The sequence below is a fragment of the Moraxella sp. K1664 genome (genome assembly GCF_039693965.1).
Taxonomy (GTDB): domain Bacteria; phylum Pseudomonadota; class Gammaproteobacteria; order Pseudomonadales; family Moraxellaceae; genus Moraxella.
Window position 1 is genome coordinate 2,234,720 of record NZ_CP155576.1, and the last position, 14,890, is coordinate 2,249,609.

13 protein-coding genes are annotated in these 14,890 nt (G+C 43.4%); 9 read left to right on the forward strand and 4 right to left on the reverse strand.

Annotated features, from left to right (window positions below; translation table 11 throughout):
- Window positions 1–156: 156 nt before the first annotated feature.
- Window positions 157–1,869, reverse strand: a complete 1,713-nt coding sequence (betA, locus tag AAHK14_RS10905) for a choline dehydrogenase (protein WP_065257005.1) — start codon at window positions 1,867–1,869, stop codon at window positions 157–159.
- Window positions 1,870–2,054: 185 nt separating this feature from the next.
- Window positions 2,055–3,572, reverse strand: coding sequence for a betaine-aldehyde dehydrogenase (gene betB / locus AAHK14_RS10910; RefSeq protein WP_065257006.1), 1,518 nt, complete (start codon window positions 3,570–3,572; stop codon window positions 2,055–2,057).
- A gap of 464 nt (window positions 3,573–4,036) precedes the next feature.
- On the opposite strand from betB, the gene betT reads away from it, so the two are divergent.
- Entirely contained in the window at window positions 4,037–6,064 is a 2,028-nt protein-coding gene (gene betT, locus AAHK14_RS10915) for a choline BCCT transporter BetT (protein ID WP_065257007.1), read from the forward strand.
- Window positions 6,065–6,191: 127 nt separating this feature from the next.
- Window positions 6,192–6,950, forward strand: a complete 759-nt coding sequence (locus tag AAHK14_RS10920; RefSeq protein WP_065257008.1) for a MipA/OmpV family protein — start codon at window positions 6,192–6,194, stop codon at window positions 6,948–6,950.
- A 137-nt stretch (window positions 6,951–7,087) separates the two neighbouring features.
- Here the strand turns inward: AAHK14_RS10920 and AAHK14_RS10925 are convergent, their stop codons facing one another.
- Together AAHK14_RS10925 and AAHK14_RS10930 are read right to left on the reverse strand one after the other, a co-directional pair.
- Complete coding sequence (locus AAHK14_RS10925; protein ID WP_115246899.1) at window positions 7,088–8,038, reverse strand: IS3 family transposase; 951 nt, start codon at window positions 8,036–8,038, stop codon at window positions 7,088–7,090.
- Window positions 8,011–8,547, reverse strand: coding sequence for a helix-turn-helix domain-containing protein (locus AAHK14_RS10930; RefSeq protein WP_065256690.1), 537 nt, complete (start codon window positions 8,545–8,547; stop codon window positions 8,011–8,013). The genes AAHK14_RS10925 and AAHK14_RS10930 overlap by 28 nt, the downstream gene beginning before the upstream one ends.
- A gap of 776 nt (window positions 8,548–9,323) precedes the next feature.
- Between AAHK14_RS10930 and AAHK14_RS10935 the strand changes: the two genes are divergently transcribed.
- The 7 genes from AAHK14_RS10935 (at window position 9,324) to AAHK14_RS10965 (ending at window position 14,889) form a co-directional block, all read left to right on the forward strand.
- The gene (locus AAHK14_RS10935) at window positions 9,324–9,977 is read left to right on the forward strand and encodes a hypothetical protein (RefSeq protein WP_065254935.1); all 654 of its coding nucleotides are present in this window, start codon (window positions 9,324–9,326) and stop codon (window positions 9,975–9,977) included.
- Window positions 9,978–10,077: 100 nt separating this feature from the next.
- Complete coding sequence (locus tag AAHK14_RS10940; RefSeq protein ID WP_065254936.1) at window positions 10,078–11,325, forward strand: serine hydrolase domain-containing protein; 1,248 nt, start codon at window positions 10,078–10,080, stop codon at window positions 11,323–11,325.
- Window positions 11,326–11,442: 117 nt separating this feature from the next.
- Window positions 11,443–12,375, forward strand: a complete 933-nt coding sequence (locus AAHK14_RS10945; RefSeq protein ID WP_029102826.1) for a branched-chain amino acid transaminase — start codon at window positions 11,443–11,445, stop codon at window positions 12,373–12,375.
- Window positions 12,376–12,591: 216 nt separating this feature from the next.
- Window positions 12,592–12,786: a (2Fe-2S)-binding protein gene (locus tag AAHK14_RS10950; RefSeq protein ID WP_062501173.1), complete on the forward strand. Its 195-nt coding sequence runs from the start codon at window positions 12,592–12,594 to the stop codon at window positions 12,784–12,786.
- A gap of 423 nt (window positions 12,787–13,209) precedes the next feature.
- Complete coding sequence (gene bfr / locus AAHK14_RS10955; protein ID WP_062501171.1) at window positions 13,210–13,704, forward strand: bacterioferritin; 495 nt, start codon at window positions 13,210–13,212, stop codon at window positions 13,702–13,704.
- A gap of 96 nt (window positions 13,705–13,800) precedes the next feature.
- Window positions 13,801–14,274, forward strand: coding sequence for a bacterioferritin (bfr, locus tag AAHK14_RS10960; protein WP_062501169.1), 474 nt, complete (start codon window positions 13,801–13,803; stop codon window positions 14,272–14,274).
- Window positions 14,275–14,352: 78 nt separating this feature from the next.
- Window positions 14,353–14,889 (forward strand): helix-turn-helix domain-containing protein, encoded by a 537-nt coding sequence (locus AAHK14_RS10965; RefSeq protein WP_065256690.1) that lies wholly within the window; start codon window positions 14,353–14,355, stop codon window positions 14,887–14,889.
- Window position 14,890: the final 1 nt, after the last annotated feature.

Here is a 14,890-nt window from a genome sequence, read left to right on the forward strand (position 1 = left end):
TAGTTTTTATGATAAATATAAAATTTTTTAGATATATTTCTGATAAGTGTTTTGGTGTTGGATTTGAGATGTACTGACATCCGTCTTTGTAGTTTAGATTTTACAATGAAAAATACAAAAATAAAAAGGACGGATAAATCCGCCCTTTACAAACCCTTAAAGCATCATACTCGGGTCAAACGCTCGCACAGGCTCTTGTCTTAGCACGTTGGGGTCGGCTTTATAATAACCTGCCGTTGATTTTGGTAGTTTTTGCCCACGCATGACATCGGCGATTTTTTCTGCCATCATAATGGTGGTGGCGTTTAGGTTGCCGGTGATGATAAGGGGCATGATAGACGCATCAACCACACGCAAGCCTTCTAAGCCATGCACACGTCCCTGCCCGTCCACAACCGCCATATCGTCCATGCCCATTTTACAGCTACAAGACGGATGATAGGCGGTCTCGGCATGATTACGCACAAATTCATCAAGCTCGGCATCGGTCTGGGCATGACGGCTTGGGCTAATCTCACGCCCACGGTAGGCATCCAAAGCAGGCTGGTGCATAATCTCACGGGTGATACGAATGCCGTCTCTAAACTCTTGCCAGTCTTGCTCGTGCGACATATAGTTGAACAAAATGCTTGGGTGGTCATGGGGATTTAGCGATTTTAGGCGGATACGTCCACGAGACGGCGAACGCATGGAGCCAACGTGTGCTTGAAAACCATGCTCTTCTACGGCATTTGAGCCGTTGTAGTTAATGGCAACTGGCAAAAAGTGATACTGGATATTTGGCCATTCAAATTCAGGACGAGTACGGATAAAGCCCCCTGCCTCAAACTGGTTGCTTGCCCCAATGCCCGTTCCCAAAAACAGCCACTCAGCCCCAATGGCAGGTTGGTTGTACCATTTTAGGGCAGGATACAGCGATACGGGTTTTTTGCATTCGTATTGTAGGTACATCTCCAAATGGTCTTGTAAGTTCTCGCCCACCCCTGGTAAGTCATGGACAAGAGGGATTTTAAATTCATCAAGCAAATTTTTTGCCCCAACGCCCGAACGCTGTAAAATCTGTGGAGACGCAATCGCCCCTGCCGAGAGTATCACTTCTCGCTTGGCGTGGACGGTTGTGGGGTTTGTGTCATTACCTTGTAGATACTGTACGCCAATGGCACGCTTGCCTGAAAATAGGATTTTGTCGGTTACAGCGTGGGTTTTTATGGTAAGATTGGGGCGTGATTTTGCCATGTCCAGATAGCCCCGAGCCGTGCTAGAACGGCGACCTTTTGGCGTAACCGTTCTGTCCATAGGTCCAAAGCCTTCTTGCTGATAGCCGTTCAAATCATCGGTGCGTGGATAGCCTGCTTGCACGCCTGCTTCTACCATGGCATTAAACAGCACGCTACTGCCAATGGTTGAGCCACGCTGTGAAGTCGTTACGCTCACAGGGCCTGTGCCACCGTGATAGTCGTTTTCGCCCACATCACGGGTTTCTGATTTTTTATAATAAGGCAAGCAGTCGGCATAGCTCCAATCTTCTAGTCCGTCCATTTTTGCCCAATTGTCCAAATCCATGGCATTGCCACGAATGTAGCACATACCATTGATAAGCGATGAACCGCCAAGCCCCTTACCACGTCCGCACTCCATACGGCGGTTGTTCATATAAGGCTCAGGGTCGGTCAAATACGCCCAGTTGTAGCGTTTGCCTTGCAAGGGGTACGCCAGTGCTGCGGGCATTTGCGTGCGAAAATCCAAGCGATAATCAGGACCACCTGCTTCCAAAAGTAGCACGCTCACATCACTGTCTTCTGTCAGACGTGTGGCAAGCACATTGCCTGCCGAACCTGCACCGATGATGATATAGTCATATTCTGTCATGAGTTTTCCTTAATAAGTTAATAAAAATAAGTTAATAAATTTTGATAATCTGCCCCAATCTCAACTTAAAATGCCAACCTATTGGTTTTCCAATGATTATTTTTTTGGATTGTGGGGACGAATTGCAATTCGCCCTTGATAAATCAATCACTTACACAAAGCTGAGAATGGAGTATGATATGGTGTTATTTAAAAATAGATTCAAATTTACCCATTTCTATTTGAATGGATTTGACTTGGGTATAATGCTCTAGCGTCATTATGCCGTTTTCACGCCCCACGCCTGATTGTTTGTAGCCCCCCACAGGCATTTTGGCGTCCGACTCGCCCCATGTATTGACCCAGCAAATGCCTGCCTGCAAGGCGTGAGTAATGCGATGAGCTTTATTTAAATCAGACGTAACCACGCCCCCTGCCAAGCCAAAAATTGTGTCATTGGCACGCTCTATCGCTTCATCTTCATCATCATAAGTCAAAATACTCATGACAGGGCCAAAAATCTCATCAGTAACAATACTCATCTCATCGGTACAATCGGTAAAGACGGTCGGTAGCACAAACGCCCCCTTGGACAGCGACTCGCCACGCTCGGCAAAATCGTCCGCCACCGCACGCCGTCCACCAAACAGCACCGTTGCCCCTGCTTTTTTGCCCTGCTCCATATAATCAAGCACTCGCTCCATGTGGGCAAAGCTCACCAAAGGACCCATGTTGGTTGTCTCATCAGTCGGGTCGCCCAAGCGAACCTTGGGCAGGCGTGCCAAAATGGCTTGTTCAAAGGCGTGTTTTTTGGCAGTTGGCACAAAAACTCGTGTGCCATTGGTACACACTTGCCCTGTGCTATAAAAGTTTGCCATCATCGCCACATCGGCTGCCAGCTCAATATCAGCATCATCACAAATAATCAAGGGCGACTTACCGCCAAGCTCCATGGTTACGTCTTTTAGTGATGACGCTCCTGCAAGGCTCATCACTTTTTTGCCCGTTGCCACCGAGCCTGTAAATGAGATTTTGGCAATGTCAGGGTGTTCGGTCAGATACGCCCCCACATCGCCACCGCCTTGCACGACATTAAACACCCCGTCAGGCACACCAGCTTGGCTATAAATCTCGGCAAGTTTTAGGGCGGTCAAAGGCGTAACTTCACTCGGCTTAAAAATCATGGCATTACCAGACGCCAAAGCAGGAGCGGATTTCCATAGGGCGATTTGAATGGGATAATTCCACGCCCCAATCCCTGCCACCACGCCAAGCGGTTCTCTTTGGGTATAAAAAAAGCTCCCTTCTTTGCCAGTACGAAGTGGCACCTGCACCCCTTCAACGGCTGTGGCAAGCCCTGCATAATACTCCAACACGTCCGCCCCTGTAACAATATCCACATAAGCGGTTTCGCTGATTGCCTTGCCTGTGTCCGCCGTCTCCAAGCGTGCCAGCTCATCATTTTGTTCACGCAAAATCGCCACCGCTTTTAGCAGTATCCGAGAACGCTCCACCGCCGTCATGCTTGCCCAGATTTTTTGTCCTGCTTTGGCACTTTGCACCGCTTTATCCACGTCCGCTTTTGAAGCACTTTGTAGCTTGGCAAGCGTGTCTGCCGTGGCAGGGTTGACCGTCTCAAAAAACTCCCCACTGCTGGCGGATACATATTTTCCACCGATATATAACGATGTTTGTTCTACGTTTGGTAGTGATGACAATGGCATAACAAGACTCCTGTATTTTTAAAAATATATCATCAAAACTTATAAATTTTATTCAAAGGTTGATGAAACCAAAAAGATAGGTTATGATAACAAAAAATCATCTATAACGCAAATAATTGATTTTTAATGAATTTCTTGTTTAATTTGTGTTAAATGATTGTGTATTGCAAATTGATTTTTGTAAACTTTTTGTAAATTTATTAGGTTTTTTGAAAATATTTAGAGCGTGTTAAACCTTGATAACATTTTCATAAAATAAGATGAAATTTACACTTCAATCAATTTTTGCATGAAAAAATGGCTAAACCTTGTTTTTCTGCACCAAAAACCTGCCTGATAGAATAACTATCAGCCTACGTTTTTTCCTTGAAAAACGTGCAATCTTTCTCATTTTTCATTGAAAATACCAAAGGTAGGCACGCCCTATCAATTTTATATCATTAACAAACTTGGAAGGTAACGCTATGGAAGATACCAAATCCAAAGACGGTCGCCTAAACCGAACGGTATTTGCCTGTTCGGCGGTGATTATTGTCTTTTTTAGCTTATATACCATGCTGTTTAATGACAGTGCATCCGCCATTTTGGACGGTGTGTTGGCATGGGTAAGTACCACTTTTGGTTGGTACTACTTTTTTGCCGCATCGGTGTATATCATTTTTGTACTGTTCATCGCCTGCTCTCGCTATGGCAACATCAAGCTAGGCCCCAAGCACTCCCAACCTGAATACAGTCTTTTGACGTGGTCATCCATGCTGTTTGCTGCAGGGATTGGCATTGACATCATGTTCTTTTCGGTGGCAGAGCCTATCATGCAGTACATGAATCCGCCTGTTGGGGACGATCAGACCACACAGGCGGCTCGTGAAGCCTTGATGTGGACGATTTTTCACTATGGGCTGACGGGCTGGTGTATGTATGCGTTGGTGGGCATTGCCCTTGGCTATTTTGCCTACCGCTACAATCTGCCCCTAACCATTCGCTCGGCATTGTACCCCATGATCGGCAAAAAGATTGACGGACCAGCAGGTCATGCTGTGGACGTGGCGGCGATTTTGGGGACGATTTTTGGTATTGCCACCACTTGCGGTATTGGGGTGGTGCAACTAAACTACGGACTGCACGTTATTTTTGATTTGCCCGAAAACTTACTTTGGCAAATCGGACTTATCGCCCTAGCGGTCGCCATTACCATTGTGTCGGCAACCACAGGGGCATCTAAGGGTATCAAAATCCTATCGGAGCTTAACATTTATTTTGCCTTGGGGCTTATCTTGTTTGTGCTGTTTTTGGGCAATACCGAATTTTTACTAAACGCCATTGTCATGAACGTAGGCGACTATCTTAGCCGTTTTCCGACTTTGACTTTGGATACTTTTGCCTACAACCAAACGCCCGAACAAAAACAATGGATTCAAGACTGGACGCTGTTCTTTTGGGCGTGGTGGATTGCGTGGTCGCCTTTTGTGGGGCTGTTTTTGGCTCAAATCTCAAAAGGTCGCACCATTCGTGAATTTGTCATTGGCACCTTGTCCATTCCCTTTATGTTTACGCTCGCTTGGCTGTCGGTCATGGGTAACAGTGCCTTAAATGAAGTGCTAGGGGGCAACCTTGCCTTTGCCGAAAAAATCATCGCACGCCCTGAGATTGGCTTTTATGAGCTGTTATCCACTTATCCGTGGTTCTCGGTAACGGCAATCATCGCCTTTGTCTCGGGACTTTTGTTTTATGTAACATCGGCAGATTCTGGGGCGATTGTGCTTAGTAATTTTAGCTTTAAAAGCCAAAAAAACACCGACACGCCCCCCATTTGGATACGCCTGTTTTGGGCGGTGGCAATCGGTATGCTGACGGCTGCCATGCTGATGACGGACGGCATCACCGCCCTACAAAAAGCAACCATTGTCATGGGTTTGCCATTTAGCTTTGTTATGTTTTTTGTCATGGTGGGGCTGTTTAAGTCATTACGTCTTGAAGATTTTAGAGAAGAGATTACCAAAATCAACGCCGTGCCTGTGGCAGGGGGCGTGGACGTGAGCGACTGGCAAACTCGCCTGCACCGCATTACCGCCTACCCTGATACCCAAGACACAAAAGCGATGATGACAAATGTCTGTCTGCCTGCTCTGACTGACGTGGCGGACGCTCTACGCCAAAAGGGGCTGTCGGTGCGTGTGGAATCGGTCGCCTTGGACGATGAGCCAAGCCTTGTACAACATATGCTGACGGTGGATTATAAGGACGAGTACAACTTCGTCTATGGCATCGTCCCTGTCAAATACCCCGTGCCAGAGCGTCCAACGGTTGATGATGGGCAAGAGTTTTATTATCGCTTGGAGACATATTTGTTTGAAGGCTTGCAAGGCAATGACTTGTCAGGCTTTAACAGCGAACAAGTCATCAATGACGTACTTGACAAATACGAGCGTCATCGGGCGTTTTTGCACTTAAATCGTGAAACCCCTGGCAATCGCCCTGTGTTTCCTGAATGATTTGTCAAAAAATAAAAGCGTGTCAAAAGGCACGCTTTTTTATTAAAATCCCCCTAAACTGTCATTCCCAAACTGCCATTTTTGCATTATAATAGCCCTATTTAAATTTTACCCGTGAACAGTTATCATGAAAAAATCCTTACTTAGCCTAACCCTACTTTGCCTTAGCTTGTCCGCCCATGCCCAATCAGACACATCAGCCCTTGACGGCTTGACCATTGGTGCCTTAGCCAGTTTTGGTTCGCACGCCTATGCCACCGATGATAAAGTGGGGGCAGTGCCACTCGTGCTATACGATAACGACTATTTTTATGCCGAAGGCTCGGAGCTGGGTTTTTATGCTCACAAAGACAGCGAAAACTGGTTTCGTGTGGGGGCGGGCTATGAATCTCGCCACTTTGAGCCAGATGACGCAACCATTACCGCCCTAAAAGGCTTAAACAGCCGTAAATCCAGTGCCAATATTGTGCTAAGTTATATGCGTATCACGCCGGTGGGCGGTTTTGAGATTAAGGCAGGCACGGACATGATGGACAGAAGTGGCGGTCAAACCGTCTCGCTGGCTCATCGCAGTTTGTTTAAATTCGCCGATGACAAACTCACCGTGTATCCCAAATTTGGCGTAAACTGGTACAGCGATGATTATAACCAATACTACTTTGGCGTATCCGAACAAGAAAGCACCAAAACAGGCATAGACACCTACACCGCCAAATCCAGCTACTCGCCCTTTGTCTCGGTCTCTGGCAAATACCAATTTACCGACCACATCGGTGCCTTTGCCAACACCAAAGCCGAATGGCTCTCATCAACCCAAAAAGACAGCCCCCTAACTGATGATAAAGTGGACATTGGAGCAAATGTGGGTTTGACTTATACCTTTTAATGGTTAAATTTATATAAGTGCTTGATTTATCAAGGGCGAATGTGATTCGCCCCTACAAACCAAAAATAATTATCAAACAATAAAAAGGGCAAACCCACGTTGAACCGACCCCCAAATCTTAGACATAAGATTAAAGGTTAGGTTGTTGCAAGTGGTTGTATTAACCCTAATTGGACTAAGTTTCTGTACTTAACAGGACTTAGTCCTTTTAATTTGCTCTTTATTCTATCATGATTGTAGTAGTGTATGTACTCATCAATCACTTGTTTAAGTTCATCTGTTGATGTAAATGTGGTTGTCTCATAAAATATCTCTTGTTTTAGCGTACCAAAGAAGCTCTCTATCACAGCATTATCCAAACAATTGCCTTTTCTTGACATGCTTTGGGTTAAGCCTTGTTCTTTTAGGGTTTGTTGATACTGGTGCATTTGATAGTGCCAGCCTTGGTCTGAATGAATGATGGGTTTGTCATCCATCTTTTCTTGGCTTAGCTTGGATAGGGCATCATTTAACATCTCTTTGACCAACTCATACGTTGGTCTGTCCTTCATCGTATAACTGACAATCTCACCATTAAACAAGTCGATGATGGGCGATAGGTAGAGTTTTCTTTGAATGACACTGCCATCATTTGCCTTGTCTTGTACTTTAAACTCTGTGATGTCTGTTGCCCACTTTTGATTGGGTTTGTCTGCTTTAAAGTCTCTTTTGAGTATATTGTCCTGAATGGTATCTTTGCCCATTGTGCCTTTGTAAGTATTAAACTTACGTTGACGACGAACCAATGCTTTGAGTCCAAGTTTAGCCATCAGTCGTTGCACTCGTTTATGATTAATGACCATGCCTTTTTGGGCAAGCTGATTGTTAAGCTCTGATGTGATTCTACGATAACCATACCTGCCCTTGTGTTGGTGGTAGATGTGGTTAATGTGTTCTTTTAAGTCAAGGTCTTTGTCAGGCTTTGTACTTTGACGAATGTGGTAATAAAACACACTTCTTGGCAAGTTTGACACTGCCAATAAGTCAGCAAGTTTGTGCTTATGCCTTAATTCTTGGATGATCAGGACTTGTTCTTTGTTTGTACTGATTGTTCCTTTTGACGAATTAAGGCATCTAGCTTTTTTAGATAGTCATTCTCTGCTCTAAGATAGGCAAGTTCATCAAGCAAATCATCCACACTTTTTTCGTGGTCTTGTTTGGTTTTCCAAGTTGATTTGGTTTTATTAGCGTTGTGTTTGTTTGACATTGCTTTTTTGCCTTTGGGTTTGGGTATTAGTCCCATTATACCAAAGGCTTGGTAGGACTTTAACCAAGTTGACAGTAAAGAAGGTTGTGGCAGATTAAGCTCTATGGCAAGTTGTGTAAGCGATTTGCCCTGTTGTATGGCTTGAACGGCATTAAGCTTAAAATCTGTGTCATAGACAGCCTTTGTGTGTCGTCTTTTTATGCCATCAATGCCATGTGCTTGATAGAGTTTAACCCATAGCTCTACGGTTGTGTGGTTTAGATTAAAGTGTTTGGCGGTTTGTTTGTAGCCATGATGATTAAGATAATACCCAATCACAGACAGTTTAAAGTCGGTTGTGTATTTTGCCATAAAAAGCACCCCAAAGGTTAGTGTGTCTAACTTTTGGGGTGCGGTTCAATGGTCTGCCTTGTTTTTTGGTTTTTTGGGATTGAAATTTTATGGAAATTTTTTTCTTATTATCAAAGAGTTTGCAGAAAAAATATTTAATAAATAAAATTTTCTATTTAAAAGGTGCGTGTTACGCACCCTACCATACTATTTTGTGTAGTTAGGGTATAATCTTTATATGTCAAAAATATTCTATCATGAAGAATGGGCGAACACTGCCTCTCTTTTGGGGTTGATTCTTTATCCAGTAGTCATTATTGCCATGCTTATGTCGAACCATTATGGCTATTCTGAATTTAAACTAAAAAGTTATAATAAATTTTTCCTCTTCTTCTCGTGTGGTTATATGGTGGTTTTTGTTAAAATTGATGAATTTTTTAAGAAAAAATATGTCAATCAAGATCTGATAAAAACAGATGATAAGTACGAATATAAAGATCAATACCCAATATTCATGGCAATATTATATTGGCTGTTTTGTTTCTTTCAATCAGCTTTCGTGCCTGCTATGCTTTTAACATTTGTATTACTATACTCCAAATAAATACACTCAACAAACCACAAAATCACCACACACCCCCATGTTCCAAAACAACTCATCTAAATCATCAGTATGGTAGGGTGCGTATTACGCACCCTACCATACTGAGTATGTCTTTTTTATTTTTATTGAGTGTAAATTTGAGTTCAAAAGGGTGAGGTTTATAAAATTGCTGTTTTTTTATGGAAAAACAAAAATGTTTAAAAAACCCTTATCATTTATTTTAATATCATCACTACTATTATTGGGTTGTGATTTTAGACCTGCTCATAAAGTCATAGAATATCAAGAGGAGGTAAAACTATCCGATGGTAGTTTTATATGGGTGGATATTAAAAGACATTATAGATTGGCAGGAGAACCTTTTCAAAAAGCAAACTATTTACCCAGTATTGTAGAGATTAGTTGGGATACGGGGTTTCCTAATGTGGGTAGGCAGTCATTATCATTTGTAGATGATATTTATTTGCTTGACAAGATAGATGGCAAATGGTATGTCATTGGAAATACCTATGGACAAGCTTATGATTTTGATAATTCTAAGTTGCATAATTGCGTAACAAGCGGTACTTATACGCCAAGAATGCACATATCACCAATATGTCTTGTTGTTCTTGATGAGAAAGGTAAATATCAACAAATGTCAAAGGGTATTGTGACAGATGTTACTTTCAATATTCTAAGAGTTCGTTTTATAGATACCCTAAGCAAACCGCCTACTGAATTAAATAATCAAAAGTTAATTTGGCAACAAAAACTTGATTTGCAACAACATCAACCTGAATTTTCACGCAACATAGGCAAAACTTACCAAGCCTATTATGACCCTAAGGAGTATGGTTATGAATAATACAGATGTATCAAAGAATGCAGTGTATGCTATCTTGTAGATTTTGAATTTTCCCCCAAATTCTTATACAATAAGCCATTTTTATCATTAGGTACAGACCATGTGGCAAGATTTTCCCGAACTGCTTTCTAAATTACAATTTGACGACTCGCCTGCCGGTGGCTCACTGGTCATCACTCACAAAGGCGAGACGGTGGTAAACACCGCCATAGGGCAAGCCTTGCCACACCAAGACTGGCACGCCCACACACTATCGGTAAATTTCTCTATCGGCAAAGGCGTGATGGCGACCCTTGTGGCGGTGCTGGTCTCAAAGGGGCTACTAGACTATGATACGCCCATTAGTTCGTATTGGGCGGAGTTTGGGGTAGGGGGCAAAGAGCATATCACGCCACGCCACATCTTGACCCACACCGCAGGGCTGTTTAACATCACCACGCTCACCCATGACACCGATGAGCTGACCGACTGGCAGACGATGACCGCCAAAGTCGCCCAAATGTCGCCTGACACCCCCAAAGGGCAGGACGAACAGGGCTATGGCAGTGCGTATAGTGCGTTGGTTTCGGGGTGGATTTTGGGGGGATTGGTGGAGCGTATATCGGGATTACCCTTGCAACACGCCCTAGATGAATACCTTGCTACGCCCTTAGGCATACAGGGCGAGCTGTATTATGGACTACCTGCCGATAAGCTAGGGCAAGTTGCCAAGCCAGTGCGGTATTTTGATGGCACGCCCACCACCAAACGCAAACCAACCCTAAAACCTGACACCCCAGAGATGTTGGCGGTCTATGCAGGGCTTGACATCACGCCATTGTGGGCGGATAAAGCAGAGACGCTTGGTACATCTGGCATTAATAAGCTGTATTTTGACACCGCCAAGATGAACCTTGTCAATTATAAAAACGCACTCATGCCAAACGGACGTGATGGCGTGGAATATCATCATGATAAGGTGTTGCAAGCGGTCATTCCTGCCGCCAATGGGGTCTCTACCGCTCACGCCCTAGCGACTATTTATGCCATGCACGCCAATGGTGGCGTATGGCAAGGGCAAACGCTCATCACGCCTGCGGTACTTGCTGACATGCGTGCGGTGCGTGTGGACGGTTTTGATGCGGTCATGCCTGCCAATATGCGGTGGCGGTCGGGTTTTCATCGCCTGTTTAGCTTGCAACACACGCCAAACGCCTACGGACACATGGGTTATAATGGCTCGGTGGCGTTCTGCGACCCTGACAGGCACTTGTCGTTTGCCTTTATTCATAATTTTGATACAACCATGCTAAATGACGTACGTCAGTTTGTACTATCAGAGACGGCAATCGCTCGCACCACGCCTTAAAAAACTATTGCAAAACGCCCAAACGGTGTTATAATCATGCGATTACTTTTATTTTATGAACGCTCTAAGTTTATAAAATAATTTTATTAAAAGCTCTTTTTTATCAAGGAAAAACTTATGAGTTTAGCAACCCAAGACGGCAAAATGTGGCTAGATGGCGAACTAATCAACCAACCTGATGCCAAAGTCCACGTTTTGACCCACAGCCTGCATTATGGTTTGGCGGTTTTTGAAGGCGTGCGTGCCTATCAGACCCCTGACGGACGTACCGCCATTTTCCGTCTGCATGAACACACCGAACGTCTGCTTAATTCTGCCAAAATTTTTCAGCTAGACGTGCGTTATAGCCATGATGAGCTGGTCAAAGCCCAAAAAGACGTGGTGCGTGAAAATGGCTTGGCGTCTGCCTATATTCGTCCGCTCATCTGGGTGGGTTCAGAAAAGCTCGGTATCGCCGCCAAAGACAATACCATTCATTCAGCCGTTGCTGCATGGCACTGGGGGGCATATCTGGGCGAAGATGGTATCAAAAATGGTATCCGTGCCAAAACATCAAGCTATACACACCATCACCCTAACGTAACCATGTGTAAGGCAAAAGCCGCCGCCAACTATCCTGTCTCTATTCTAGCCAACCAAGAAGCGACCAAAGCAGGCTATGATGAAGCCATTCTTATGGACCCACTGGGCTACGTATGTCAAGGCTCGGGCGAGAACTTATTTTTGGTGAAAAATGGCGAGCTGCATACCCCAGACCTTGCAGGCGGAGCGTTAGACGGCATTACTCGCCGTACGATTATTGAGTTCGCTCATGATTTGGGTATCAAAGTCGTAGAACGCCGTATCACTCGTGATGAGTTCTACCTTGCCGATGAGATTTTTATGACAGGCACCGCTGCCGAAGTTACCCCAATCCGTGAATATGATGACCGTGTCATCGGTAAGGGCGGACGTGGCGAGCTGACCGAAAAACTACAAACCTTGTATTTTGACGTGGTGCAAGGGCGTAATGACAAATACAAGCACTGGTTATCTTTTGTTGATGAATAATCAAATTTGATTGAGTTTTTAACAATCCCCAAGATATGATGTTTTGGGGATTTTTATTCATCAAAATTTTTAAACTTTTTTATAAAAATTATCAATTTTTGCTTGCAAATAATAATAATTATTGCTAATATAACGCCATAAGTTAATAAGAATAACCGTTCTTATTTTCGTTTAAAAAATAGCCGATCCACAACAGCATTCACCAAGGACTTCGCCATGTATGTTTGTATTTGCCATGACATCAAAGACACCCAAATCAAAACTGCCATGCTACAAGGCGTTGATAGTGTAGAAGCGTTGCAAAGTGAGCTACTGGTCGGCACTTGTTGTGGCTGTTGTATGCCAATGGTGCAGGACTTGGTTGATGAACATCATGCCAAATATGTGGCGGTAGATGCCATGGCGGTGTGATTACTGGTATTTTTTGTAAATATTTGGTAAATTTATTGCTATTATATTTCTGAATATAAGCGTCTTTGCACAATCTTAGCTAGATTAAAATTATCAATCAATAGTCATTTTCAAGTTGATAAAATTAACTAATAAGCCTTATTATTTGCAAATCATTAAAATGGTAAAAGGAATTGTCATCAATAATAAAAATAACAACATAATCAATAACTTAGCATATTTGCCAAAACCATTTTCTCCAATTCACCTAAGATGATTTCTTAGGTGAAAATTTTTGTTATTGTAATAGCCATTCTCACAGCGTAAGTCGTTCGCAGTTCCTTTGCCATACAAATACCCCCTTGTCAATCCCTATCTTTGTGCTATGATATGTCCCATACAGCATTTGCTGATTTTCCCTTTATCTAACACAGGATTTTTATCATGAAATCATCTCAAAAAGTCATTGATTATCTAAATTTCTTATTGGCGGGCGAATTGGGTGCCAGAGACCAGTATTTTATCCATTCACAAATGTACGCTGAATGGGAATTGGGTAAATTGCACGACCGCATTTATCACGAAATGGAAGACGAGACCCTACATGCACGCCTGATTATCAACCGTATCATCATGCTAGGCGGTACGCCAAATATGCAAGTGGGCGAGATTAACATCGGTGCCGATGTGCCTGCCATGCTAAAAAGCGATTTGGAGCTAGAATACACCGTGCAAGAACACCTAAAAGAAGGGATTGCTATCTGTGAAGCCGAGCGTGATTATGTAACCCGTGATATGCTCGTGCGTCAGTTAGAAGACACTGAGCAAGACCACGCCCACTGGCTAGAAAAACAACTACGCTTGATTGAGCTGATGGGATTACAAAACTACCTACAAAGCCAAAGTGCTGAGCCTAACATGGTCGGTGCCACGCACTAAGTAGGGCGATAAGGCAGAAAAAGGTAAAAAAGGGGGTGTGTATGCACCCTTTTTTAAAAAATTAAACGTTGAAATTAAAGATAAAAAGGTAATAACATGAAAGGCGATAAAGACGTTATCCGTCAGTTAAATTTGGTATTGGGTCAGTCCCTAATTGCCATTAACCAGTATTTTTTGCACGCTCGTATCGTCAAAAATTGGGGCGTGGAAGAGCTAAACGACTCATTTTTTAAGCAGTCCATTCGTGAGATGAAATGGTCAGATGAGCTGATTGAGCGGGTTTTGCTGTTAGAAGGTTTGCCAAACTTACAAGATTTGGGTAAGCTCATGATTGGCGAGACCGTAGAAGAGATTTTGGCGTGTGATTTGCGTTTGGAAAAGCGTAAACATGACGTGTTGGTAGAAGCGATTGATGTATGTACCGCCAAGCGTGATTTTGTTTCTCGTGAGCTACTCATCAAGCTAAAAGACGGCAATGAAGAATACGAAGACTGGCTAGAAACCCAGCAAGAGAAGATTGCGGACATCGGCATTCAAAACTATATCCAATTACAATCAAGCGATGATTGATAAACGGATAAACAATAAAAAGGGCGTTCATGAACCGCACCCCAAAAGTTAGACACACTAACCTTTGGGGTGCTTTTTATGGCAAAATACACAACCGACTTTAAACTGTCTGTGATTGGGTATTATCTTAATCATCATGGCTACAAACAAACCGCCAAACACTTTAATCTAAACCACACAACCGTAGAGCTATGGGTTAAACTCTATCAAGCACATGGCATTGATGGCATAAAAAGACGACACACAAAGGCTGTCTATGACACAGATTTTAAGCTTAATGCCGTTCAAGCCATACAACAGGGCAAATCGCTTACACAACTTGCCATAGAGCTTAATCTGCCACAACCTTCTTTACTGTCAACTTGGTTAAAGTCCTACCAAGCCTTTGGTATAATGGGACTAATACCCAAACCCAAAGGCAAAAAAGCAATGTCAAACAAACACAACGCTAATAAAACCAAATCAACTTGGAAAACCAAACAAGACCACGAAAAAAGTGTGGATGATTTGCTTGATGAACTTGCCTATCTTAGAGCAGAGAATGACTATCTAAAAAAGCTAGATGCCTTAATTCGTCAAAAGGAACAATCAGTACAAACAAAGAACAAGTCCTGAT

What these genes read in the sequence shown, in the direction of transcription:
- betA (WP_065257005.1), bottom strand. Translation starts at nt 1,869, where the DNA reads ATGACAGAATATGACTATATCATCATCGGTGCAGGTTCGGCAGGCAAT.
- betB (WP_065257006.1), bottom strand. Translation starts at nt 3,572, where the DNA reads ATGCCATTGTCATCACTACCAAACGTAGAACAAACATCGTTATATATC.
- betT (WP_065257007.1), top strand. Translation starts at nt 4,037, where the DNA reads ATGGAAGATACCAAATCCAAAGACGGTCGCCTAAACCGAACGGTATTT.
- AAHK14_RS10920 (WP_065257008.1), top strand. Translation starts at nt 6,192, where the DNA reads ATGAAAAAATCCTTACTTAGCCTAACCCTACTTTGCCTTAGCTTGTCC.
- AAHK14_RS10930 (WP_065256690.1), bottom strand. Translation starts at nt 8,547, where the DNA reads ATGGCAAAATACACAACCGACTTTAAACTGTCTGTGATTGGGTATTAT.
- AAHK14_RS10935 (WP_065254935.1), top strand. Translation starts at nt 9,324, where the DNA reads ATGTTTAAAAAACCCTTATCATTTATTTTAATATCATCACTACTATTA.
- AAHK14_RS10940 (WP_065254936.1), top strand. Translation starts at nt 10,078, where the DNA reads ATGTGGCAAGATTTTCCCGAACTGCTTTCTAAATTACAATTTGACGAC.
- AAHK14_RS10945 (WP_029102826.1), top strand. Translation starts at nt 11,443, where the DNA reads ATGAGTTTAGCAACCCAAGACGGCAAAATGTGGCTAGATGGCGAACTA.
- AAHK14_RS10950 (WP_062501173.1), top strand. Translation starts at nt 12,592, where the DNA reads ATGTATGTTTGTATTTGCCATGACATCAAAGACACCCAAATCAAAACT.
- bfr (WP_062501171.1), top strand. Translation starts at nt 13,210, where the DNA reads ATGAAATCATCTCAAAAAGTCATTGATTATCTAAATTTCTTATTGGCG.
- bfr (WP_062501169.1), top strand. Translation starts at nt 13,801, where the DNA reads ATGAAAGGCGATAAAGACGTTATCCGTCAGTTAAATTTGGTATTGGGT.
- AAHK14_RS10965 (WP_065256690.1), top strand. Translation starts at nt 14,353, where the DNA reads ATGGCAAAATACACAACCGACTTTAAACTGTCTGTGATTGGGTATTAT.